Source organism: Agromyces sp. Root81 (genome assembly GCF_001429165.1).
Lineage (GTDB): Bacteria > Actinomycetota > Actinomycetes > Actinomycetales > Microbacteriaceae > Agromyces.
On the sequence record NZ_LMIR01000002.1, the window covers coordinates 1,472,251 to 1,494,580 of the forward strand.

The 22,330-nt window shown below is 67.5% G+C and carries 21 protein-coding genes and 1 tRNA gene; 10 read left to right on the forward strand and 12 right to left on the reverse strand.

Features of this window, described 5'->3' with window-relative positions:
- Positions 1–21: 21 nt before the first annotated feature.
- From ASE14_RS12055 to ASE14_RS12090, 8 genes are all read right to left on the reverse strand, one after another.
- A complete protein-coding gene (locus tag ASE14_RS12055; RefSeq protein WP_056654783.1) occupies positions 22–1,686 on the reverse strand; it encodes a protein kinase in 1,665 nt (554 codons plus the stop codon).
- Entirely contained in the window at positions 1,683–3,137 is a 1,455-nt protein-coding gene (locus tag ASE14_RS12060) for a penicillin-binding protein 2 (RefSeq protein WP_056654784.1), read from the reverse strand. The genes ASE14_RS12055 and ASE14_RS12060 overlap by 4 nt, the downstream gene beginning before the upstream one ends.
- Complete coding sequence (locus tag ASE14_RS12065) at positions 3,134–4,468, reverse strand: FtsW/RodA/SpoVE family cell cycle protein (RefSeq protein WP_082600616.1); 1,335 nt, start codon at positions 4,466–4,468, stop codon at positions 3,134–3,136. The genes ASE14_RS12060 and ASE14_RS12065 overlap by 4 nt, the downstream gene beginning before the upstream one ends.
- A 55-nt stretch (positions 4,469–4,523) precedes the next feature.
- A complete protein-coding gene (locus ASE14_RS12070) occupies positions 4,524–5,756 on the reverse strand; it encodes a PP2C family serine/threonine-protein phosphatase (RefSeq protein WP_056654786.1) in 1,233 nt (410 codons plus the stop codon).
- 3 nt (positions 5,757–5,759) lie between these two features.
- The gene (locus ASE14_RS12075; RefSeq protein WP_056654787.1) at positions 5,760–6,314 is read right to left on the reverse strand and encodes an FHA domain-containing protein; all 555 of its coding nucleotides are present in this window, start codon (positions 6,312–6,314) and stop codon (positions 5,760–5,762) included.
- Complete coding sequence (locus ASE14_RS12080; protein WP_056654788.1) at positions 6,311–7,054, reverse strand: DUF3662 and FHA domain-containing protein; 744 nt, start codon at positions 7,052–7,054, stop codon at positions 6,311–6,313. Before ASE14_RS12080 ends, ASE14_RS12075 begins: the two co-directional genes overlap by 4 nt.
- Positions 7,055–7,131: 77 nt before the next feature.
- Positions 7,132–9,642 (reverse strand): glycoside hydrolase family 65 protein, encoded by a 2,511-nt coding sequence (locus ASE14_RS12085; RefSeq protein ID WP_056654789.1) that lies wholly within the window; start codon positions 9,640–9,642, stop codon positions 7,132–7,134.
- A complete protein-coding gene (locus ASE14_RS12090) occupies positions 9,639–10,442 on the reverse strand; it encodes an HAD family phosphatase (RefSeq protein ID WP_056654790.1) in 804 nt (267 codons plus the stop codon). The genes ASE14_RS12085 and ASE14_RS12090 overlap by 4 nt, the downstream gene beginning before the upstream one ends.
- Positions 10,443–10,794: 352 nt before the next feature.
- Here ASE14_RS12090 and ASE14_RS12095 point away from each other — a divergent pair.
- Positions 10,795–10,881, forward strand: a tRNA-Leu gene (locus ASE14_RS12095).
- 223 nt (positions 10,882–11,104) lie between these two features.
- On the opposite strand, the gene ASE14_RS12100 is transcribed toward ASE14_RS12095, so the two are convergent.
- The gene (locus tag ASE14_RS12100) at positions 11,105–12,379 is read right to left on the reverse strand and encodes a hypothetical protein (RefSeq protein ID WP_056654792.1); all 1,275 of its coding nucleotides are present in this window, start codon (positions 12,377–12,379) and stop codon (positions 11,105–11,107) included.
- Between ASE14_RS12100 and ASE14_RS12105 the strand changes: the two genes are divergently transcribed.
- The 3 genes from ASE14_RS12105 (at position 12,367) to ASE14_RS12110 (ending at position 13,732) form a co-directional block, all read left to right on the forward strand.
- Entirely contained in the window at positions 12,367–12,630 is a 264-nt protein-coding gene (locus ASE14_RS12105; RefSeq protein ID WP_157372957.1) for a hypothetical protein, read from the forward strand. The genes ASE14_RS12100 and ASE14_RS12105 overlap by 13 nt on opposite strands.
- Before the next feature lie 258 nt (positions 12,631–12,888).
- Complete coding sequence (locus tag ASE14_RS20605) at positions 12,889–13,206, forward strand: hypothetical protein (RefSeq protein WP_157372958.1); 318 nt, start codon at positions 12,889–12,891, stop codon at positions 13,204–13,206.
- 112 nt (positions 13,207–13,318) lie between these two features.
- Positions 13,319–13,732, forward strand: coding sequence for a hypothetical protein (locus ASE14_RS12110; protein WP_157372959.1), 414 nt, complete (start codon positions 13,319–13,321; stop codon positions 13,730–13,732).
- Positions 13,733–13,800: 68 nt separating this feature from the next.
- Here ASE14_RS12110 and ASE14_RS12115 read toward each other — a convergent pair whose 3' ends face one another.
- Positions 13,801–15,273 carry a UvrD-helicase domain-containing protein gene (locus ASE14_RS12115; protein WP_056654797.1) on the reverse strand — a complete coding sequence of 491 codons (1,473 nt, stop codon included), beginning with the start codon at positions 15,271–15,273 and terminating at the stop codon, positions 13,801–13,803.
- A 158-nt stretch (positions 15,274–15,431) separates the two neighbouring features.
- Between ASE14_RS12115 and ASE14_RS12120 the strand changes: the two genes are divergently transcribed.
- The 4 genes from ASE14_RS12120 (at position 15,432) to ASE14_RS12135 (ending at position 18,062) form a co-directional block, all read left to right on the forward strand.
- Positions 15,432–15,905: a hypothetical protein gene (locus ASE14_RS12120; protein ID WP_056654799.1), complete on the forward strand. Its 474-nt coding sequence runs from the start codon at positions 15,432–15,434 to the stop codon at positions 15,903–15,905.
- A 251-nt stretch (positions 15,906–16,156) separates the two neighbouring features.
- The gene (locus ASE14_RS12125; protein WP_056654801.1) at positions 16,157–16,879 is read left to right on the forward strand and encodes a hypothetical protein; all 723 of its coding nucleotides are present in this window, start codon (positions 16,157–16,159) and stop codon (positions 16,877–16,879) included.
- Positions 16,876–17,382, forward strand: a complete 507-nt coding sequence (locus ASE14_RS12130; protein ID WP_056654803.1) for a hypothetical protein — start codon at positions 16,876–16,878, stop codon at positions 17,380–17,382. The genes ASE14_RS12125 and ASE14_RS12130 overlap by 4 nt, the downstream gene beginning before the upstream one ends.
- Positions 17,383–17,630: 248 nt before the next feature.
- Positions 17,631–18,062: a YjdF family protein gene (locus tag ASE14_RS12135; protein ID WP_056654804.1), complete on the forward strand. Its 432-nt coding sequence runs from the start codon at positions 17,631–17,633 to the stop codon at positions 18,060–18,062.
- Positions 18,063–18,432: 370 nt separating this feature from the next.
- Here ASE14_RS12135 and ASE14_RS12140 read toward each other — a convergent pair whose 3' ends face one another.
- On the reverse strand, positions 18,433–18,894 hold the full coding sequence (locus ASE14_RS12140) for a MarR family winged helix-turn-helix transcriptional regulator (protein ID WP_056654806.1): 462 nt from the start codon (positions 18,892–18,894) through the stop codon (positions 18,433–18,435).
- Between the two features lie 365 nt (positions 18,895–19,259).
- Here ASE14_RS12140 and ASE14_RS12145 point away from each other — a divergent pair, with 365 nt between their 5' ends.
- Positions 19,260–20,027, forward strand: a complete 768-nt coding sequence (locus ASE14_RS12145) for an SDR family NAD(P)-dependent oxidoreductase (RefSeq protein WP_200953316.1) — start codon at positions 19,260–19,262, stop codon at positions 20,025–20,027.
- 32 nt (positions 20,028–20,059) lie between these two features.
- On the opposite strand, the gene ASE14_RS12150 is transcribed toward ASE14_RS12145, so the two are convergent.
- A complete protein-coding gene (locus ASE14_RS12150; protein ID WP_056654810.1) occupies positions 20,060–21,676 on the reverse strand; it encodes a LuxR family transcriptional regulator in 1,617 nt (538 codons plus the stop codon).
- 338 nt (positions 21,677–22,014) lie between these two features.
- On the opposite strand from ASE14_RS12150, the gene ASE14_RS12155 reads away from it, so the two are divergent.
- Positions 22,015–22,329 carry a DUF4333 domain-containing protein gene (locus ASE14_RS12155; RefSeq protein ID WP_157372960.1) on the forward strand — a complete coding sequence of 105 codons (315 nt, stop codon included), beginning with the start codon at positions 22,015–22,017 and terminating at the stop codon, positions 22,327–22,329.
- Position 22,330 lies beyond the last annotated feature (1 nt).

Sequence of the window (22,330 nt, forward strand, 5' to 3'; positions counted from 1 at the left end):
TGGTCGTTCTCGCGCCCGCTGCTACGGAGCGATCGTAACCGAGGCCGCCGGTGAATAGGGCGAATCGATCTGCCCGCAGAAGTAGCGGAACGTGACATCGAACGGCTGCGTGCCCGCCTGGACGTTGACGCTCGTCGTCGTCGCACCCACGGGACTCGGCGGCGTCGCATCGCCGGTGACGGCGACTTCGTAGCCGCTCAGCGTCTGGCCGGCCGGGCAGGACTGGGCCGGCCACGAGACCTTCACGAGTCCGCCGGACTCGACCTCGTCGGGGGTGACGGTCGGCGCCGAGCTCGGCGCACTCGGGGCCGCGGGGTTCGCGTAGTACGTGATCGTCACCTCGGAGCCGATGTTCATGTTGCCCGTCGGGTTCACGTCGTAGACGCGGCCGGCTTCGTCGGGCGTCGTGGCCGGGTTCCCCTCGACCGCGTTGACCACCATGCCGAGCCCCTCGAGCTTCGCGCGAGCCTCGTCGGTCGTGAGGCCGAGGTAGTCCTCGCGGAGGACCTGGGCGGTCGTCGGCGCGCTCGGTTTCGGCGTGGGTGTCGCGGACGGAGAGCTCGTCGTCGACGAGGGAGGCGGCGGCGGGGTCGAGGGAGAATCCTTGCCGCCGCCGTTGATCGCGAGCGCGATGATCGTGCCGATGAGCACGATCGCGAGCAGGGCGATCAGCACGATGAGCGGCCACGTCCAGGGGCTGCGCTTCTTCTTCTCCTCGACGGGCTCCTCGCCGTCGAGCGGCGCGCCCGCGGCCGACGGCAGCACCGTCGTCGCGGCGGTGGCGCCGGCAGCCGGCATGAGCATCGTCGCGGCCGTCGCGCCGGCAGCGCCGAGCACGGCCGGCACCGCAGCGGCAGCCGCCTGCACGTCGCCGCGGCGGAGGGCCGTGGCCGCGCGGGCGAGGTGCGCGGCGGACTGCGGCCGATCGGCCGGGTTCTTCGCGATGCATCCGTAGACCAGGTTGCGCACCGGCTCGGAGACCGTGACCGGCAGGTCGGGCGGCGTCTCGTTGATCTGCGCCATCGCGATCGCGACCTGCGACTCGCCCGTGAACGGGCGGCGGCCGGCGAGGGCCTCGTAGGCGACGATGCCGAGCGAGTAGATGTCGGTGGTCGGCGAGGCCGGGTGCCCCGACGCCTGCTCGGGCGAGAGGTACTGGACCGTGCCCATGACCTGGCCCGTGGCCGTCAGCGGCACCTGGTCGGCGATGCGTGCGATGCCGAAGTCGGTGATCTTGACGCGGCCGTCGGGCGTGATCAGCAGGTTGCCGGGCTTGATGTCGCGGTGCACGAGGCCCGCGGCGTGCGCGGCCTGGAGTGCGGCAGCGGTCTGCGCGACGATGTCGAGCACCTTGTCGGTGGAGAGCACGTGCTCGCGCTCGAGGATCGTCGACAACGCCTCGCCGGGCACGAGCTCCATGACGAGGTAGGCGCTGCCGTCCTCCTCGCCGTAGTCGAACACGTTGGCGATGCCCTCGTGATTGACGAGTGCGGCGTGGCGGGCCTCGGCGCGGAAGCGCTCGAGGAAGCCCGGGTCGCCCAGGTACTCGTCTTTCAGGATCTTGATCGCGACCTGGCGACCGATGACGAGGTCAGTGGCCTGCCACACCTCGCCCATCCCGCCGATCGCGATGCGGGATTGCAGTTCGTAGCGCCCTCCGAAGGTGAGCCCTGCGCTCGGTCTCATTTGTTCAGCACCGCCTCTAGTACCTGCTTTGCGACGGGTGCGGCGATGAGATTGCCGTACCCCTCCTGACCAAGTCCCCCGCCATCCTCAACGAGTACCGTGATTGCGTACTGAGGATTGTCGGCGGGGGCAAAACCGGTGAACCAGAGAGTGTAGGGGTCACTCTCGCCGTTCTCCGCTGTACCCGTTTTACCGGCCACGCTGACGCCGTCTATTCTTGCATTACTCGCGGCCCCGTTCTCGACGCCGTTGACCATCATCTGCACCATCGTGTTCGCCGTCTCCTCGCTGATCGCCCGGCCGAACTCCTTGGCCTCGAACTCCTGGAGCGGAGTGAAGTCGGGTGCCGTGATCTGATCGACCAGATTCGGGTTCATCACAATGCCGCCGTTGGCGATCGCGGCCGACACCATCGCCATCTGCATCGGCGTGGCGCGCACCTCGTACTGGCCGAACGCCGACAGCGCCGTCTGGGCGTCGTCGAGCACCCGCGGGTACACGCTCGGCTCCGTGATCGTCGGGATCAGGAACTCGTTGTTGAACCCGAACTTCTCCGCCTGCTCGCGGATCGCCGCGTCGCCGAGCTCGATGCCGAGTTCGGCGAACGGGATGTTGCAGGAGAGTCGCAGTGCGGTCGCGAGGCTGACGGTCTCGCCGCCGCCGCAATTGCCGCCCTCGGTGTTGCGCACGACGGAATCGGTGCCGGGAAGGGTGAACGTGGCGGGATTCGGCAGCTGGCTCTCTGGCGTGTAGTTGCCCGATTCGAGGGCGGCCGCCGTGACGACGAGCTTGAACACCGAGCCGGGCGGGTTCATGTCGCCGCCCGTGGCACGGTTGAAGAGCGGGTCCGCCGGGTCGGCCAGGAGCCCGTCGTACGTCGCGGTGACCGCTTCAGTGTCGTGCCCCGCGAGGGCGTTCGGGTCGAACGTGGGCTTCGTGACCATGGCGAGGATGCGCCCGGTCGACGGCTCGGTGACGATGACCGCACCCGTGTAGTCGCCGAGGGCGTCCCACGCGGCCTGCTGCGCGACAGGGTCGATCGCGACCTCGACGGACGCGCCCATCGGGTCCTGCCCGGAGATCAGGCGGTTGAGCGAGTCGAAGAACTGGCTCGAGGCCTGCCCGCTCAGGTACTGGTTGAGCGATCGCTCGAGGCCGGTGGCTTCGCCGTTGACCGGGAGGTATCCGGTGACCGGTGCGTACAGGGGGCCGTTCGAGTAGACCCGCTGGAACTTGTAGTCGTCGTCGGAGGGCTGCGAGTAGGCGATCGGTTCCCCGCCGACGAGGATCGGGCCGCGCTCGATCGAGTAGCTCTCGTAGAGGGTGCGCGAGTTGCGGGGGTCGGCCGCCAGGTTCTCGGCCTGAACGTACTGGATGACCGTCGACGAGACGAGCAGCGTCAGGAACATGAGGAACGCGACGATGGAGACGCGCTTGAGTTCGCGGTTCATCCGTCGATCACCAGCCTCGGATGGTTGCGGACCGTGTCGGACAGCCGCAGCAGCAGCGCGACGATGATCCAGTTGGCCACGAGCGACGAACCACCCGCCGCGAGGAACGGGGTCGTGAGGCCGGTCAGCGGGATGACCCGGGTGACGCCGCCGACGACGATGAAGACCTGCAGCGCCACGACGAACGCGAGACCCACGCCGAGCAGCTTGCCGAAGTCGTCCTGACCCGCGAAACCGATGCGGAAGCCGCGGGCCACGAAGAGCAGGTAGAGCGCGAGGATCGCGAAGACGCCGGCGAGACCCAGCTCCTCGCCGAGGCTCGCGATGATGTAGTCGCTCTGCGGCACCGGGGTGAGGTCTGGCCGGCCCTGGCCCCAGCCGGTGCCGATGAGGCCGCCGTTCGCGAGGCCGAAGAGCCCTTGCACGAGCTGGTAGCTGCCGCCGATCTCGGCATCGAAGCGATCGGCGCTGAACGGGTCGAGCCAGTTCGCGAAGCGATTGCCGACGTAGTCGAGCGTCTGGCTCGCGATGATCGCGCCGCCGATGAAGAGGCTCAGCCCGAGCACGACCCACGAGAGCCGGCTCGTCGCGACGTAGAGCATCACGAGGAAGAGCCCGAAGTAGAGGAGCGCGGTGCCGAGGTCGCGCTGGAAGACGATGACGGCCATCGACAGGGCCCACACGATGAGGAGCGGGCCGAGGTCGCGCGCACGCGGGAACTGCATGCCGAGGAACTTCGTGCCGACCATCGACAGCGAGTCGCGGTTGCGCACGAGGTAGCCGGCGAAGAAGACGGCCAGTGCGATCTTCGCGATCTCACCGGGCTGGAAGGTCGCGATGTCGCCGATGCCGATCCACACCTGCGCGCCGCCGCGCTCCTGCCCGATGCCCGGCACGAGCGGCAGGATGAGCAGCACGATGGCGACGAGCCCGGCGAGGTAGGTGTAGCGGAAGAGCACGCGATGGTTTCGGATGACGAGGATCGTCGCGATCGCGCAGATGATCGCGATCGCGCTCCACGCGATCTGGCGCACCGCGGCGCTCTCCCAACCGGCGTCGCCGTACGCGATGTCGATGCGGTAGATCATCGCGATGCCGAGGCCGTTCAGCACGGTCGCGATGGGCAGCAGGAACGGGTCGGCGTCACGGGCCACGAAGCGCATCGCGATGTGCAGTCCGAACACGAGCAGCGACAGCCCTGCGCCGAGCAGCACGAGCTGCGTGTCGACGTGGCCGAGCGCCCCGAGTTGCACGAGCACGATCGCCGAGGCGTTGATGAGGCACGCCACGAGCAGCAGCCAGAACTCGAGGTTCCGCAGCTTCTGCGGCATCCGGATGCGTCGGATGCCCTCTGGCGGCGTGGCGGTGCGCGCCGCGCCCTGTGCGTCACTCAACGGAATCCTCCAGACGCTGCACGATGCGATACGCCTCGGAGAAGGAGCCCGCACTGATCGTCTGCTCGACCCGCTGCTGGTCGTAGGTGCGGAGCTCGGCGACGTCGATCTGGGTCTCGGTGTGCAGCTCGTGCAGCGAGATCGGCCCGAGGTTCTGCTGGATGCCCTGGTAGATCGCGACCCTGCCGTTCGACTCGCCCACGTAGTAGCGGGTCTGCGTCCACTGGTACCCGAGGGCGAAGGCCGCGACGATCGCGCCGATCAGCAGCACGATCCAGAAGCCCCACATCCAGCGGCGCCGCCGGCGGCGTCGTGCGTCCTCCTCGATGATCTCGTCGAAGAAGTCCTCGGAGTCGGGCTCGAAGTGCGTCTCCTGCACCGGATGCGGACGGAACGGAGTGAGCCGGATACCGCGTGGCCGCATCGGCTCGGCCGCCTGGCCGAATGCGGGCGGAGCCGCCGCCGACCCGACGATGAGCGGCGGGGTGGCCGGCGCCGGCGGTTCGCCGATGTCGAGGATCACGACGGTCACGTTGTCGGGCGCACCGCCGTCGAGGGACGCCTTCACGAGACGATCGGCGACCTGCTTCGCTCCTGCCTCGGCCGACATGAGCTCGTGGATCTCGTCGAAGGAGACGACGCCCGACAAGCCGTCGGAGCAGAGCATCCAGCGGTCGCCGTCGCGGGTGTCGAGCACCATCGAGTCGATCTCGGGCGACGCCTCGACATCGCCGAGCACGCGCATGAGCACCGAGCGCCTCGGGTGCACCATCGCCTCCTCGGCGGTGATGCGGCCGGCGTCGACGAGGCGCTGCACGAAGGTGTGGTCGGTGGAGATCTGGCTGAGTTCGCCCGACCGCAGCAGGTAGATGCGGGAGTCGCCGATGTGCGAGATGACGACGCGGTCGCCGACGAGCAGCACGGCGCTCACCGTCGTTCCCATGCCGGTGAGCTCCGAGTGGTCGGCCACGGTCGCGGCGAGCTGCCGGTTGGCCGCGATCAGGGCGCCTTCGAGGGATGCCCCGGCCTCGGTGGTGCTCTCGTAGTCGACGTCGGCCTCGGCGATGCGCCGCGTGGCGATCGCACTCGCGACGTCACCGCCGGCGTGCCCGCCCATGCCGTCGGCCACCACGAACAGCCGGCGTCCGGCGTAACCGGAGTCCTGGTTGTTCGAGCGGATCCGCCCGACGTGCGAGACCGCAGCGCTCGCCTTGATGGTCGCCATCGGCTACCGCCGCAGCTCGAACGTCGTCGCTCCGACCTTCACGGCGGCTCCGAGCGGGATCGGGGTGGGCACGGTCACCCGGGAGCCGTTGAGGAAGGTGCCGTTGGTCGAATCGAGGTCCTGCAGCATCCACCGGCCGTTCCACTGCATGATGCGCGCGTGGTGGGTCGAGGTGTAGTCGTCGCGGATGATGATCGCCGAGTCGCTGGAGCGGCCGATCGTGATCTCGTCGTGGCCGAGCGGGAACTCGGAGCCGCTCTTCGCGCCGCTCGTGATGACGAGTCGTGTCGCGTTCTCGCTCGAGGCGAGCTCGCCCGTGCCGCCGCCCGTCGCCGCAGCCGGGAAGGCGACGGGGGAGGTCGCTGCTGCGGGAGCGGCGGGGGCCGCCGCCGGGAAGGCGGATGCCGCCGCCGGTGCAGCCGCGGCCGTCTCGGGCTGCAGCTTGCGGACGCGCTGGCCGAACAGGTCGCTGCGCAGCGCGTAGACGATCGCGAAGATGAACACCCAGAGCAGCACGAGGAAGCCGAGCTGGAGCACGAGGAGGGTCAGTTCGCTCATTCGCCGGGCCCCCAGAACCCACCCATGTCGCGGCGTTCGGTGGCAGGGTCGGTGCGATCGCGAGCGCTCCCGCCCGAGGCCTGCGCGAGCACCCGGAAGGTGATGCGGGAGCGGCCGATGCCGATGACCGAGTCGGGTTCGAGGATGGCGTCTTTCACGGGGGCGCCGTTGAGCTGGGTGCCGTTCGTGGAGCCGAGGTCGCGCACGCGCGCGCGGCTGCCGTCCCACTGCACCTCGGCGTGCCGACGCGAAGCGCCGGAGTCGTCGAGGGTGACGTCGGCCTCGCTGCCGCGGCCGATGACCGTGCGGCCCTTCATGATCGGGTAGCGCTTGCCGTTGACGTCGAGCACCGGGGTCCAGGCGACCTGGCCCTTCACATTCTGGGAGTCGACCTGCACCATGCCGACGGCGAGACCCTCGTCGGCCTGCAGCGAGAGCGTGATGCCGCCCGCGAACTGGAAGCGCTGGCTCGCCGCGTGCTTCTGCACGAGGTCGACGAGCTCGTCGATGAGCGCCGGACCGAGGCCGGTCATGCGGGCATAGTCGTCGGGCGACATGCGCACGATGAAACTGTTCGGCACGAGCACGCGGTCGCGAGAGACGACTGCAGCCTTCGTGTCGATCTCCCGCTTCAGGGCAGAGGTGATCTCGACGGGTTGCAGCCCCGAGCGAAAGGTCTTCGCAAACGCGCCGTTGACGGCTCGCTCGAGACCTTTCTCGAAGTTGTCCAGTAGGCCCACAGGTCTCCCGCTCCAGATTCGCACCGACGCTGTCGTGACTGTGACATGGTAGCCCGAAGGGCTGGGAACACTCGTGATCAGTCGATCTGGATCGCCGAGTCGGATTCGTCGACATCGAGCGACAGCGTCGGGATCGACGCCGTGAGCAGGGTTCCGTCGGCGCGGCGCGAGCCGGTGACGTCCTGCATCGTCGGTGCCCCGAGCAGGCGCGGACCCTGGCCGTCGAGCGGCACCGAGACATCCGACTCGGCGCTCACGACCACCTCGACGCCGCGCACCCTGACCCGCGCCTCGACGCCCGCCTCGACGGCGAAGGAGATCGATTCGGGGTCGAGGCTCACGCGGAGCCGCGTGCCGCGGAGCGAGATGCGGAACGTCAGTCGCTGCCATCCGTCGGGCAGTCGCGGGTCGAACGTGAAGACGCCGTTGTGGTCGCGGAACCCGCCGAAGCCCGAGACGAGCGCACTCCACACGCCGCCCGTCGAGGCGACGTGCACGCCGTCGGCCGCGTTGTGGTGCAGGTCGGCCAGGTCGACGAAGAGCGCAGCGCGGAAGTACCGCACCGCGAGCTCGTGGTAGCCGACCTCGGCCGCGATGATCGACTGCACGACGGCCGACAGCGTCGAGTCGCCCGTGGTCAGCGGGTCGTAGTACTCGAAGTTCGCCCGCTTCGCCTCGGTCGAGAAGCGGTCGCCCTGAAGGTAGAGGGCGAGCACGACATCGGCCTGCTTCAGCACCTGGAAGCGGTAGATGACGAGCGGGTGGTAGTGCAGCAGCAGCGGCCGACGGTCTTCGGGTGTGTTCTCGAGGTCCCACAGCTCCTTCTGCAGGAACGCACTGTCCTGCGGGTGGATGCCGAGCTGCTCGTCGAACGGGATGTGCATGTGCGCGGCCGCGCGGCGCCAGCGGGCGACCTCGGCCGGCGTCACCATGAGCCGCTCGACGAGGCGGTCGTAGGCCGCAGGGTCGAGCACCTGCAGGTTGTCGACGGCGGATGCCGCGGCGGCGAGGTTCGCCCGCGCCATGACGTTCGTGTACAGGTTGTCGTTGACGACCGTCGTGTACTCGTCGGGGCCGGTGACGCCGTGGATGTGGAACACGTCGTCCGTGTTCGACCGCCAGAAGCCCAGGTCCTCCCACATGCGCGCCGTCTCGACGAGGATGTCGATCGCACCGCGGGCGAGGAAGTCCTGGTCGCCTGTCGCCGCGACGTACTGGTTGAGGGCGAAGGAGATGTCGGCGTCGATGTGGTACTGCGCGGTACCGGCCGCGTAGTAGGCGCTCGACTCCTGCCCGTTGATCGTGCGCCACGGGAACAGGGCCCCGAGCTGGTTCAGCTCCAGTGCCCGGGCGCGGGCGGCCGGAAGCATCCGCTGCCTGAAGCGCAGCACGTTGCGCGCCACGACCGGTGCCGTGTAGCTGAGGAACGGCATCACGTACACCTCGGTGTCCCAGAAGTAGTGACCGCCGTAGCCCGAGCCCGAGACGCCCTTCGCGGCGACGCCGTCGCCGTCGGTGCGAGCCGTCGCCTGGGCGAGCTGGAAGAGGTTCCACCGGGTCGCCTGCTGAATCGAGGCCTGACCCTCGATCTCGACGTCGGAGCGCGCCCAGTAGTCGTCGAGCCAGGAGCGCTGCTGCGCGAACAGCTCGGCGACGCCGAGTTCGGCGGCGCGGTCGAGGGTGCGGTCGCACCGGTCGACGAGCTCGCGCGTGGGCACGGTGCGGGCCGTGTGGTAGCTGATGGCCTTCGTCACGCGGATCGGCTGACCCTGCTTGGCGTTCACCCGGTAGATGTGCTTCGCGAGATCGTCGCCGATCGAGCTCGACTCGCTGAACTGGTTCTCGGTCGCGATGTGGTGCTCGGCGCCCACCGCGATCGTCATGCCGGAGTTCGTCGTCTGGTAGCCGAGCATGTAGCGCCCGCCCTCCGCCCGCTTCACCCGTGGCTGCAGCACGCGCTCATTGAACATCTCGGCCTTGCGCGGGTCGAAGCTGCCGACCGCCTCCGGCACGCCCGAACGGTACTCGTCGCGGCCGTCCTGACGGTTCAGGATCTGGCTCGAGATCGTCACCGCGGCATCCGCGTCGAGCATCTCGACCTCGTAGTCGAGCACCGCGAGGTGGCGGTCGGTGAAGCTCACCATGCGTCGGCTCGTGATGAGCACGCGCTTGCCCGACGGGGTGCGCCAGACGATCGAACGGCTGAGCGCGCCGAGCCGGAAGTCGAGGCGGCGCTCGTAGGAGAGGATCTCGGCGACGGTGAGCACGAGCGGTTCGTCGTCGACGTAGAGGCGGATGACCTTCGCGTCGGGCGCGTTCACGATCGTCTGCCCGACCCGTGCGAAGCCGAACGCCTCCTCGGCGTGCCGGATCGGCCACGTCTCGTGGAACCCGTTCACGAACGTGCCGTGCATGTGGCCGTCGCGGCCCTCCTCGACGTTGCCGCGGAGGCCCAGGTACCCGTTGCCGACGGCGAAGATCGTCTCGGTGCGGCCCATGTCGGCGTCGCCGAACTCGGTCTCCACGAGCGCCCATTCGTCGATGGGGAAGCGCGTGCGGTTCAGCGGGTCGTGGTCGGCGAACCTCATTCGCGGTCCTCTCGTGGGGTGGCGTTCGCGGGCGCGTCGGCGGTCGTCGGGGCGGCCGCGGGGAGCAGGGGGATCAGTTCGTCGAGCTCGTCGACCACGATGTCGGCGCCGAGCTCTTCGAGCGCGGCCCGGCCGACGCCGCGATCGACGCCGATGACGATGCCGAACTCGCCCGTTGCGCCGGCCGTCACGCCCGATTCGGCGTCTTCGACGACGGCGCACGCGCCGGTGGGCACGCCGAGCAACTCCGCCGCGCGCTCGAAGGTGTCGGGGGCCGGCTTGCCGGGGATGCCGTCGCGCGCGGCGACCGCACCGTCGACGACGACCTCGAATCGATCGGCGAGCCCTGCCGCCGCGAGCACCGAGGGGGCGTTCTTCGAGCTCGAGACGACGGCCACGAGGCATCCGCTCGCCTGTACCGCGTCGAGGAAGGCGACGCTCGCCGGGTACGCCGCGACGCCCTCGTCGGCGAGGGTCTGGTTGAAGGCCTCGTTCTTGCGGTTGCCGAGCCCGTGCACGGTGTCGGCTTCGGGCGGGTCGGTCACCTCGCCCTCGGGCACGCGGATGCCGCGGCTCTCGAGGAGGCTGCGGACCCCGTCGTAGCGGGGCTTGCCATCGATGTACGAGAAGTAGTCGGCCTCGGTGTACGGCGCCGCGCCGTGCTGTTCGAGGAACGGAGCGAACAGGCGCGCCCACGCGTGCATGTGCACGGTCGCGGTGGGCGTCAGCACGCCGTCGAGGTCGAAGAGATAGGCACGGATGCCGCGGAGGCCTTGCGTGGACTCGCTGGGGGAGGTCAAACGGCGGTCCTTTCGTCGCGTCGGTCGGGGCAACGGAACCCGCAGATCGATGCTATTCCCGGGCGGCGGCGCAGCGCGAGGTGTGAGCCGGACTCGGAGGAATCGTGGAGGCGCGGGGCCCGGGGTCGTGGGTCGTCACAGCTGCGGAGATACGATCCGCCACGCCGCGGCCCGGGTCTCTCGCTCGGCGCTCCGGATCGTATATCCGCAGGCGGTCGCGCGCGAGGCATCCGATGGGCTCGAATCGCGGTGAAGGTGCGGGCGAGGTGAGGGCGGGTGCGGCTCGAATGGCTTTGCGGGGCGCGAGATGTTAGTCTCTCGTGGTTGGACGCACTGAGGTGCGACCACACGTGCGCGAGTGGCGGAATTGGCAGACGCGCTGGCTTCAGGTGCCAGTACTCGCAAGGGTGTGGGGGTTCAAGTCCCCCCTCGCGCACCACGAGGAGTTTATGAATCTCATTGATTCTGTTCACGAAACTCTGATCAACAGAAAAGCCCCCGCGGTTGCGGGGGCTTTTCTGCGTTTGCCGGAGCCTAAGTCGCGCTGGGAGCACGCTGCGGGGCGGAGTTTCGGGCCCGAATCACGGGTTCGGGCAGCCTGACGCCGTCGTTGCGCGTGGGTGTTCGGCCTTCTCGGACGGGTGTCGCTGGGAGCGCGGACGCTATTCGCGTTGGTATCGCTCGTGCTGGTGCGGCGGCTCGTAGGGAATCGTTCCGGCGTCCGCCCACTTCTTCAGCGAGTGTTTCGTGCGTGGGGGCCGGGTCTTCCGGACTGGCCCGAGGCCGCTGGGTACCTGGTGCTTCTGGTACTTCTCGTGAAGGAAGTTGGTGATGCGGCGGAGGTTCGTCGCTGCGGTGAGGACGGCGGTGATGAGGTAGGTCGCGGCGTACCCGCGAAAGCGCCTCCGGAGCTTGGAGCCGAGGCCGCCTCTCGCGTCGTCTTTGACGTCGCCGTTGAACGCTTCGACGACGTTGCGGTGTGCGTACCAGCGGGCCCATTCCTCGCTCTTGTGCGGGATGGGTTGCCAGTATTTTGCCCCGGCTTCGGCGGGGAAGCTGATCGAGGACTTGTTCGTGCAGACCTTCGGCGGGTCGGTGGGGGCCTTTCGAATCGTGATGGTGACGGGCACCTTCGTGCTCGCCGCGTCGTTACGGGGCTTCAACGGACAGTTGACAGTGGGGTTCGGACCGGCGGCCGGGCACATCATCGGGGTGTTGCCGTGCTTGTCGGGCTTTTCCTTGGGGCGGAACTGGAAGGTTCTGCGGCGTTCGATGTAGTTCTGGTGCGTCTCGTCGTCAATGCGCGCGGGGTCGTCGGCACGGCGGACGTTGTTCCTCGTGGCGTTGCGGAGTGCTTCGGACATCTGAGGGCAGTAGAAGGTGCCATCGACGAGTTGCGCGCCTGCGAAGCCTCCCTGCAGGCCGAGGTCGCTGTCCTTGTAGTCGTGGACGGGGAGGTAGCCGAGTTCGCGGACGGGGAGTTGGAATCGTTCGGCGTTCGCATCCGGGAAGTAGAGCCGGTCGGTGATGATGTAGCCGGCGGGGTGGCCGCGGCCGGCGACGGAGCGGAGGGCGCTGAGCCCTTCCTGCGCGGCCTTCTTGCCGGGGCGGTGGAAGGCCATGCCGATGGCGAGCTGGGGGAAGTCGGCGGGCCTGGTCGGGTCGTTGGTTGCCTGGACGACGTAGGTGGCCTCAAATCCCCAAATGGCGGTCTTCAGTGGCGGGGCCTTTCTGCTTGTGCTGGTGAGTTTGGAGTACGCCTTGCGGCGGTCGGGGTTGCGTGCATACCAGCCCGCATCGGGGTCGGCGGAGATGCCGCCTTTCGAGTGGGGTGAGTGGTACCGCCCGAACGCTTCGACGGGTGTGGCGTCGACGGCCACGTTGCCTTCCCATTTCCGGTGCTCGGTGGGGAGGACGTGCAGGGTTGCTTCGAGCATCTGGTTGCACCAAGAGCGTCGCGAACGGCGTCACCCTGCTCGACTCCGTGCTGCAGAGCACCGTCGGCTTCGACATCAAGAGCCTCCTCGGCGGTGTCGTCGGTAGCCGCGCCGCAGGTGCCGCGTTCGGCGCTGCCGCCGCAGAGAGCTCCGACGTGGTCGCAACGGCAACAGCCAGTGTCGCCAGCGCCGGCGCAGCCGTGCGCGACGGTGTGGCCGCCGCCATCGGTGCCGGGACGTCGCCCGAGTAGCAGTCGATACACAGAAGGGGCGGACCAAGCTTGGTCCGCCCCTTCTGTCGCGCTCGCCGTGTCCTCATTAAGGGGGACAGCTCGCGAAACGGAGTACTGGTACCTTTTCGCAGAACGATATAGCTCGCTCAGCCGCATCTGGTGTGCGGCTAGCGAGCTTCAGCAATCCAGGTACGTGCCGTTGACGTGAGTGCTAGAGGAGTGATCGTGCGAAAACTACGGGGCCGGCGCACTGGGGCGAGGCATCAGGAGCGAGCATTGATCGGGGCCCTCGCGGTCGTGCTCCTACTCGGTGTCGGTGCTGCGCCAGCACAGGCGCTCGGGAACCGCATTGTTGGGTGCCCGCCGACCGCGGGCTACTACAAGGGCGTGTCATGGTCAGGCGGCGCCCAGACCTTCCCAATTGATGGATGCAACGGGTACTCGACCGGGTCGCAGGTACGGTACAACGCCTACCCGGGCTCACCGAGCTACCTCACGGGCGTCAACTACGGGTACCCGAGTTCGGTGATATATCAGAGCGGCACCTACCAGGGCATCCACCACCCCGGCGGTGTGGCCAACTTCACGACCTGAGGAATGAGATCAAATGTCTAAGCGAGTTGCCACTGCCCTTGCATCTCTTGCCCTCCTGCTCGCAACAGCAGGATGCGCCTCCTCTGCCGCTACGGCAGGGGACACCCCCGTCATGCGCGAAGATCTGCCAGTGGTCCAAGCGTCCGCTGAACAGCAGAGCGAGCTCAAAGGCGGCGTCGAAGCCGCGGAGTACCAGTCCGCTTTCGGACGATTCCAGTCCTGCATGGCGAAGGCAGGTGCTGCGCTTTCCGGCGTGAAGGAAGCCGGACCGCTCATGAACTACCGACTGCCGGCCGAGGCCTACGACACCGGCGACTTCGACAGGTGCTACCTGTCGGAGTTCCAGCAGGTCGACGAGCGCTGGCAGTACCAGAACAAGGACGTCTCACCTGCCAACATCGCCTACAAGGCGTGTCTCGAGGCGGCAGGAATCGCGCCGAAGCAGGCTTCGGAAGACGTCTGGGCGCAGCTGCTCGAGGCAGGTTTGGACCCCGAGAAGTGCGCGACGGAGCACGCCCCAGAGTAGGCGACACGAAAGCCCCTCGCGCTCATTCCTACGCGAGGGGCTTACGTGGTGCAACGGTAGTCGTGAACTCAGGCGGCGACACCAGCCGTGAACTGTTTCGCCCAGTCGAGCCCTGAGGCGTCGAGGTGGCGCTGCGCACGGGTGACGGCGACGTAGGAGAGGCGGGCCTCCTCGCGGATGATCGGCTTCTGGTTGCCGTCCTCGTCCTTGCCGGGCTCACGGAAGTCGTTCGCGATGCGGACATGAAACCACTCGAGACCCTTTGCGACGTGCGCGGTCGAGATGGTCTGCTCGGCCTGCTCGGTCGGCACGCACGCGTCGATTGCGTCGATGACCCGCTCAGCGGTGTACTCCTCTACGACGTTGACGAGCGCGGCGATCTCCGTACCGTCGTCCATCTGGGAGAAGGTGACGACGTCGTCCCACGAGTTGAAGATGTCGAGGTCGGGGTGGCTCGTGGAACCTCTCTGCTGAAGGTCCAGCGCCGCCTTCGCGAGGGCGTGCATCTCCCTCGCCTTGTTCGCCCCAGCGATGCCGACTCGGGTACCGCGGCGCTGCGACTCGAGCACCTCGCGGATGGCTCCGACGTTCGAGCGGGTGAGGATGGCTTCCGGCTGACGCCCTGACTTCCAGACGCTCGAGGCCGCGCCAGGCATCCCGGACAGGCGGAGGTCGGAGTCGAGGAGTTCGAGCCAGAAGTTCGCCTCGTCGGCGATGGCCTGGCCGAACCGGAACGACTGCGTCAGCTGGGTGCGGATGCCTCCGAACGCGTTCATCGCGTCGATGGCGCCGCGCCAGGAGTAGATCGCCTGGTTCGGGTCGCCGACGACGGCCAGCTGGGTGTTCTGCTGCGCGCTGATGACCGCGGTCATGATCGGGTCGGCGTCCTGCGCCTCGTCGAACATAATGAGGTCAGCGTCGATGCTCGGGCGGGAGAGCTGCCACAGCTTGAGGTAGTAGTCGTGCTTGAAGGGCAGGGTGCCGTCGACGAAGGTGACGTTCTGCCAGTACGCGCGGGCGAGGCGGGTGACGTACTTCCGCAGGTGCGTCTCCGCGTCATCGGCGAGCGTCAGGTTCTCCGGCAGGACCATCATGTCCTCTGTGAGCTCGTCGGCTGCCGAACGGGCGAATGCATCAACCGTCTCCGTGGTCAGGCGCACGAGCGTCTTCGGAGCAAGGAAACGCTGGCTCGCGGACGGGCCGAGGTCAAAGCGTTCGCGGACGCCGAGGACCTTCGCCTTGTCGTGCCAGAACATGTACTTCGCGCCGAGCCGCGGACCGAACGGGCGGCCGACGGCGTTGAACGCGAGCGAGTGCACGGTCTTCGCGGTGATGCCGGTGCCGGCGAACTTCCGCTGCGCCTCAGTGGCGATGGCCTTGTTGAACGCGACATAGAGGCCGCGGCGGCGGGGGTTATCGCGTGCGATGAGCTGCAACGTACTGGTCTTCCCAGTGCCGGCGCCCGCCTCGATGACGAGGTTGCCCCCTGTGCGGTACGCGTCAAGGGCTGCCTGCTGCTCAGCGGTGGGTGTGAAGGTCACGAGGGCTCTCCTGGTCGAAGAGGCGCGGGAGTGCGCCTGCCCTGTCTATGCGCAGTCCCGCGAGGTGGTGGTCGCGGTGCCTCTGAACACCCGTCGGCAGCACCGCGCATAGACAGGGCAGGCCAAGAGCTGGCCGCAACCCCAGAACGGAGCCACCCATGACCTCGCTCGCCAAGCTCGAGATGTACCAGTCCCTGCGTCCTGCCCAGCGTCTCGCGGCGCTGAGCGCGCTCAAGTCCGCCCTCGACGAGCAGATCAAGGTCGAGAAGGACCGCAGCCTCGAAGTCGCCGCAGAAGTTGGCGTGAAGTCGTTCTCCACCGAGTTCGGCGGCGTGACCGTCGTCGAGAAGGACGCGCCCATCGCGTTCAACGAGTTCGAGCTGTTCGACTTCGTGAAGGAGACCGCGCCGGAGGTCATCGAGACCGTCGAGCAGGTCCCCGACTGGTACGTGGCACAGCTGACGAACACGAAGAACATCCAGATCATCGACGGCGTCGTCTACGACCTCAAGGGCGGGCTTTTCTGCGTTCGCCGGAGCCTAAGTCGGGCCGGGAGCACACTGCGGGGCGGAGTTTCGGGGCTCGCTCAGCTCGGCGGTCGCCGCGGGGTCGATACGCGAATGCGAAGGTGAGGGAATTCTCCGTTTCTCACGTCATGATTCGAGCATTCGCCGATCTCTTCCTCTGAGGGCAGTTTTCTCAGTCGAGTCTTTGGGGGTGTCGAACAAGGAACTCGAGGCTGGGTACACGACGTTGGCAAGTGGCCACCTCGAGGTTGCGCGCGTGCACTATCCGACAGGGCTCGTAATGCGGGAACCGACTTCGCAGAGACAGCGATGACGGCACCCCTGCCGCGCCTGGCGCATGACAGGAGAACCTACCCGTGACCGACGAACACGCCAGCGCCGCGCCGCCGCGGCACGTCGTCGTGCTCCCGTTCGGGCTCCGTCGGGTCGCCCCGCGTGACCTGAAGGCGATGGGCGGTGCGTGGATCTCAGCCCACCATGAGTGGTCGATGCCCTGGGAAGAAAAGCGCACCAGCAGCTACCTCGTCGCGCTCGATCCAGACGACGTGGATGACGACTTCTGGGACCGGCGCCGCGGTCGGCCTCAGCGGATGTACCGCGGCCGGTTCGCCGCGCCCACCGACCCCGGGTACAAGATGAGCTACTCGCACGACGCTTCCGTCCGGCTCGCGAGCCAGGAGCAGATCGACACACGGATCGGTCAGGTGGAGGCAAATATCTCGGCCGGCTACGCGCCGCTGCAGTTCAACCCGAAGCCATCGATTCGTTCCGCGTTCTGGATGGGCCTCGTCGCCTTCGGTGTGATGGCCTGGACCGGCTACCTCGTCAAGGGCGGGTGGCTCGTCGCACTCGGCCTCGCCGCCGCCACACTCCTCGGCGTGATGCTCAGCGACTACATCCCGCACCGACGGGGGCGCGCAGCTCGCGCACGCGAAGCCGAGAAGCTCGCTCGGCAGCTGAACGAGCTCCCGCGGACCCCGCAAGTCTCGGCGCGCGCGATCCGCTGGCGCGGGAAGTTCGGCAAGTCACGCGCCTCGTACACGTCAGCGACGGACCCAGCGCTTGCAGGCGACTCGTGATCCGCCCGGTGATGGCGCGGCCGCGCTTCCCGTTGCGGGTGCGGTCCGTGGCCGGCAAGGCACTGTTCATCGGCGTCGGGGTTGTGGCGGTGATCGCGTGGTACCTGGTGCTCTTCCTCGTGGATCGTGCGGTCGGGGTGAGCGTGTCGGACGGGCCGTACCGGATCTCGGTCCTCGTGCTGTGGGTGCTGTGCGGTCGGTGTTTCCGCGGTCCGGGTGAGTCGTTGGATGTACCGCGGCCGTGGTGGCGGATGACGAACCGGTTTCCTGCGAGTGCCGTGTTCGCCGTCCTGCACGGCGTCTCGCTCGCGGTGAATGTCTTCTGGGTCGGCGTTTTCATTGTCAACAGTGAGCTCCGCGATGTGACGGACGGGCTCTGGTGGGCACTGATCAGTTCCGTGGTGCTCGCTACGTTGTTCATCAGTTCTGCGGTCAACTTGTGGCCGCGACGACAGGCAGGAGCCGCCAGTGCGGTCGATGCATCACAGCGATCAGAGCGCTGAGGAAGGTTTCGCGGGATCTGTTCTGGATTCGGGCCTGGCTGGGCGTGTTCATCATCAGTGGCTGAGCCGCGCAGAGAATTGAGCCGTGTGGGAGCGGCGCGGTGTAAATTCGATGTTCCTATCGTTACGAACCTCACGGCCCGGCTGGTAGTCCGGGCGGTCGGTCTTCGGGTCGGCTCGTTGTCCATGCAATGGAAACCGGTATTGCATAGGCGTCTTTTGTGATGCCTGATTACCGAGGAGTACTCATGGAAACCGAATCGACCTTCACGGTCTACTTCGACGGCACGTTCTGGGTCGGCGTCCTGGACATTGTCGAACACGGGACGGTCCGCGCCGCCAAGGTCGTCTTCGGGTCGGAGCCGACGCCTGCAGAGCTGTGGGAGTTCACCCGAACCGGCGGCAACCGGCTCATCGACGACGCAGCTGGTGCGCCCGCCGTCCGAATGGAAGAGCGCTCCCGCACGCGTTCTGCTGCGAATCCGAAGCGGTTGGCTCGCGACGCCGCCCGTCAGCAGAGGGATCTTCGTGCAACGCGAAGCGAGGCGGCGCTTGCGGCGGCGCAGGAGGCGTTCGCGAAGACGCGGAGGATGACTCGGAGGGAACGACGAGACGCCGACGCGGAGCATCGCCGCGCGGCTCTGGTCGCGAAACGCAAAGCGAAGCACCGCGGGCGTTGAGGAAGCGGGCAGCGCCGCGTACATCCAAGACACCGAGAGGATCCGCCGCTCGTTAGCGGAGGATCCGCCAAAACAAGCCGATCCAACCGCCCCGGAACGACGGGGCAGAAGGAGTTTCGTGAATCCGTCACCACGAGGAGTTTACGAATCTCATCGATTCAGTTCATGAAACTCCGATCAAGAGAAAAGCCCCCGCGGGTGCGGTGGCTTTTCTGGGTTCGCGGGAGCTTGAGACCTCCTGGTGCACGCGCCAGAGCGGAGTTTCAGGCCCGAACCACGATTCGGGATGCGGCCGCGAGTTCTCACTCGAGGGCGTCCGCGTTCTGCTACCTGAAGACGGTCTGGATCGCGTGGACCGCGAGCGGTCCAGCTAGACGGTCTCTCCAACCGGGCCATCATCGAAAGCTCCGATGGCGTCGGTCAAGGCGGCGATACTCGTGACGAGTGCTTCGTACGCGGTGTCACCGAGGACACCGCGATAGCGGGTTTCGATGGCGTTTCGGATGTCGCGGGCGGCGACCCGTTGCGCGTCCCCCTTCGGAGTCGGCTTGACGAGCTTTGCTCGCCGATCTCTCGGATCCGGGACGCGGCAGACGTAGCCAAGGTTTTCGAGTTCGTCGATGAGGGTTCCGATGATCTGCCTGTGGACGCCAGATCGGCGCGACAGCACGCTCGCGCGGGTTCCGTCTGCATCAAGGTAGGCGAAGATCGATCCGTGGCGCGGTGTGATGTCGGTGAAGCCTTGCGCGTGGAGCGCTTCATACAGCTCACGCTGGAACTCGCGCATCAAGTGCGCGACGAGTATTCCAATGTCGGTATCAGTGCTGTTCATGTTCGGCTGTGCGCTCTCGGTCGAGCTTCAAAGCTAGCAGCCGCCGATGCCAGCGTTGAGGTGCCTCCGATGAGGGGGCCGAACGGGCCGGTCGAGCGCGAACGGGGCGGACTCGCCCCATTCGCCCGTGGCGGCGAACGCGCCCGTTGGTGACGCGCTCGTGCTCGCTCGGCGTGCGCCCCGTCGTCGTCCTGAGTGATGTCGCTGACGGTGACATTCCGAACTGCATCATGCCCTCCTGAGCTCTTCCTGGTGCTTCGAGAGAACCCGCCTATTTATGCACGAATCTTGACAATCAAGAAACATTCGTAATATGGTTCTGGACGCCCACGTCGGGCAACTTGGTCACACAGAGGAGAACGTCGTTGGTAGATGCGCAGTTGTTCGGCGGCAAGGTCGTGCTGATTACGGGCGCCGGATCGGGGATCGGTCGGGGGAGTGCGCTCGGGTTCGCCGAGCGAGGTGCCACCGTCGTGTGCGTCGGGCGGTCGCAGAGCGCGCTGGACGAGACGGTCGCCCTGATCGCCGAAAGTGGCGGCACGGCTGAAGCGTTCGTCGCCGATGTGACGGAGTCGAGCGCGATTGCCGCTGCCGTAGCATTCACGGTCGAACGCTTCGGCGGGCTGCACATCGCGCACAACAACGCCGGAGTGTTTCCGAAGCCCGCCCCGCTCGCTGATCTCGACGCCGCCGATTGGCTGCGCACCCTGAACACGAACGTGACGGGAATCATGTACGCGATGCAGCACGAGATCCGGCACATGCGTGCCAACGGCGGTGGTGTCGTTGTGAACACCTCATCGAACATCGGTGCGCGCGGTCACCGGCCGGGGATGGCTGCGTACGCAGCTTCGAAGGCGGCCGTGTCGACGCTGTCGTCGATTGCAGCTCTCGATCACATCGCTGACAACATTCGCATCAACGCGGTGAGCCCCGGGGCGACCGCGACCGAAATGTCGCGACGCCCCGGTGAAACCGATGAAGATCGCAGTGCCCGTCTGAAGAACGCTGTTCCGATTGGACGCGCCGGGACCGTGGACGAAGTCGTCGAGGCGGCCATCTGGCTTGCGTCCCCGGCTTCGTCGTTCGTCGTCGGCGCCGACCTCGTCATCGACGGCGGGGTCACCGCATAATCTCCTTCGGGGTTCGTTGCGGCGGGCGGGCGCTACTCGTGCAGCAGCCCGAGGCGGTCGGCCTGGAACAGCGCCTCTCGACGGGTCGTCGCGTTCAGCTTGCGGTAGACGCTCTTGACGTGGGTGCGCACGGTGTTCACGGACACGCTGGAGGTGTCGGCGATCTGCTGGGTGGTGACGCCGCCGGCGAGGGCCCGGAGCACCTCGAGTTCTCGCCTCGTCAGCGTCACGAGCTGCAGCTGCCGCGCCTTCCATGCCGGTGGCGGTGGAATGGCTTCGATGTGCCCGGCCATCTCGAACAGCGAGGAGAGCTCGTCGTGCGGTATGCGCGCGTAGGTCGCAGGACGAGCTGCCGGCGTCTTCAGACGCAGCGCGGCGCCGAACGCCTCAACGGCCTCCCGCGGACGCTCGAGGCGAAGATATGCCACGGCGAGCATCAGACGGAGCTCGAGCGCATCCCGTGTGGTGAGTGCCGTTCGCCGGAGCGCGCGTGATGCCACACCGACGACGGCGGCATCGCGACCGGCCAGCAGGTTCGTCCGAGCGATCGGCACGTTGGTCACGTCCGGGCGCCCGGCGCGCTCAGCGAGGGCGAGCACCACGGTGCCTTCGCCGACGTCCACCAAGAGATCGAGGTAGGCGCGGAAGACCCAGTGCCCCGCGAGCTCCGAGCTCTCCAGCCTGTGGTTGTGCGCGAACGCGGCGGCCTTGAGCGTCTCAAGGCCCGCCGACGGCTGGTCGAACGCCGCATCGAAGGCCGCATGGACGGCCGCGACGAATGGCCAGAGTTCGACCGGGTCGGTTCCCGGGCCGACGTCCGAGAGCGCGGCTTCGGCGCATTCGCGGTCGAGTCGGTCGATGGCGAGATGGGCGCGGGCGATCTTCGCGCCGAGATTCGTGAGGTGCTCGATCTGGGGCGGAACGGGGCCGAACTCCACCAGCCGCGCGAGCCAGGCGTGGGCTTGCTGCTGGTGGTCCTGCAGAGCGGCCAGCATCGCGAGGTTGGCGGCCGCGTTGGCGCCGGCCGGGTGTTGATACGGAGCCGGACCGGCCTCGGCGACCGACCGCTGGTAGAGCTGCATCGCGCCGCCGAAGTCGCCGAGGAGGGTGAGCGTGAGCCCGCGCTGCATGCTGAGCTGCCCGGGTCGCATCGCGACGAACGACGGTTCCCATGGGAAGGCGGCCGGAGCAGATCGATCGAGACGGGCCTGCAGCGCGTCGCCGATCCTGCGGGAAGCGGTCAGATCGCCGTGCAGTCGGGCGGCGGTGAGCGAGGTCAGACCGATCGACAGTTGATCATGCGGATGCTCCGGCGCGGTCGGGTTCAGCCCGGCACGCCTGCGGCTGCTCGCCACGAACGAGTACTGCATCACGGCGAGATTCAGGTCGCTCCGCCCTGATCGGAACTGGTGGGCCAGAACCCCCGCGTAGACGACTCGCGGTCTGACGGCGATCTCCTCCGCAGGTGAACCGTCGAGCATCGCGATGAACTCCTCGGCGAATCTCGCGGGAAGCTCGTACCACATGCGATCGATGAGCTCCTCGATCCGAGCCCAGTCGCCCGAGCGGAGGGTCGCCAGGACGATGTCGTCCGGTATCGCCTCATCGGCTCGACCGGTACCACCGCGGACGTCATCGGACTTCGTCATGGCGCGCCTCATCGTGATCGAACCTCCGGACAGCGGCCGACGCCGAGCCCTCGTGTTCCACCCAGGCACAACGGCGGCGTGAGCCCTACCTCACGTGAGTACGTACCAGTCGGGGGATATCTGGATCGTATCGATCCCGCGCTCCGGCGATCGGTTGCGACACTGCCGGCGAATGGGTGAGGCAGTGGGTGATCTTTCGCGAGTTCGACCGGAAGCGGCGTCACAACCTGCCCCGAGCCTGATCTCCTCAGTAGGAGTGACAATTCATGGCCGTGTCGCCGGCCTGGATTTCTGGGCCGCTTCGCCGGTCTGAACGGGGGGAACGAATGCGTCGACGCTTGGTCGCGGCTTCAGCCGTGCTGGGGTGCACGCTCGGCCTGTTCGGATGCGCATCCGGCCAGTCGGTCCCGACGGCGACGGGAGCCGCCGTCGCCGCGGTCGTCGCCGACACGGTCGAGCTCCAGGTCGACATACGCCCATCGGTCGACTGCGGTGACGAACGCGTCGGCATCACCGACGGGACGGTCGTCGACTGCACCGTCACCGACCCCACCGACGAACTCTCGTACGACGCGCGCGTCCGCATCATCAACCCCGACGGTGGTGACCGGTACTCGGTCAGCCTCGACGTCGCCAACGATCCGAAGCACTGAG

What these genes read in the sequence shown, in the direction of transcription:
- ASE14_RS12055 (WP_056654783.1), bottom strand. Translation starts at nt 1,686, where the DNA reads ATGAGACCGAGCGCAGGGCTCACCTTCGGAGGGCGCTACGAACTGCAA.
- ASE14_RS12060 (WP_056654784.1), bottom strand. Translation starts at nt 3,137, where the DNA reads ATGAACCGCGAACTCAAGCGCGTCTCCATCGTCGCGTTCCTCATGTTC.
- ASE14_RS12065 (WP_082600616.1), bottom strand. Translation starts at nt 4,468, where the DNA reads ATGCCGCAGAAGCTGCGGAACCTCGAGTTCTGGCTGCTGCTCGTGGCG.
- ASE14_RS12070 (WP_056654786.1), bottom strand. Translation starts at nt 5,756, where the DNA reads ATGGCGACCATCAAGGCGAGCGCTGCGGTCTCGCACGTCGGGCGGATC.
- ASE14_RS12075 (WP_056654787.1), bottom strand. Translation starts at nt 6,314, where the DNA reads ATGAGCGAACTGACCCTCCTCGTGCTCCAGCTCGGCTTCCTCGTGCTG.
- ASE14_RS12085 (WP_056654789.1), bottom strand. Translation starts at nt 9,642, where the DNA reads ATGAGGTTCGCCGACCACGACCCGCTGAACCGCACGCGCTTCCCCATC.
- ASE14_RS12100 (WP_056654792.1), bottom strand. Translation starts at nt 12,379, where the DNA reads ATGCTCGAAGCAACCCTGCACGTCCTCCCCACCGAGCACCGGAAATGG.
- ASE14_RS12110 (WP_157372959.1), top strand. Translation starts at nt 13,319, where the DNA reads ATGCGCGAAGATCTGCCAGTGGTCCAAGCGTCCGCTGAACAGCAGAGC.
- ASE14_RS12120 (WP_056654799.1), top strand. Translation starts at nt 15,432, where the DNA reads ATGACCTCGCTCGCCAAGCTCGAGATGTACCAGTCCCTGCGTCCTGCC.
- ASE14_RS12135 (WP_056654804.1), top strand. Translation starts at nt 17,631, where the DNA reads ATGGAAACCGAATCGACCTTCACGGTCTACTTCGACGGCACGTTCTGG.
- ASE14_RS12140 (WP_056654806.1), bottom strand. Translation starts at nt 18,894, where the DNA reads ATGAACAGCACTGATACCGACATTGGAATACTCGTCGCGCACTTGATG.
- ASE14_RS12150 (WP_056654810.1), bottom strand. Translation starts at nt 21,676, where the DNA reads ATGACGAAGTCCGATGACGTCCGCGGTGGTACCGGTCGAGCCGATGAG.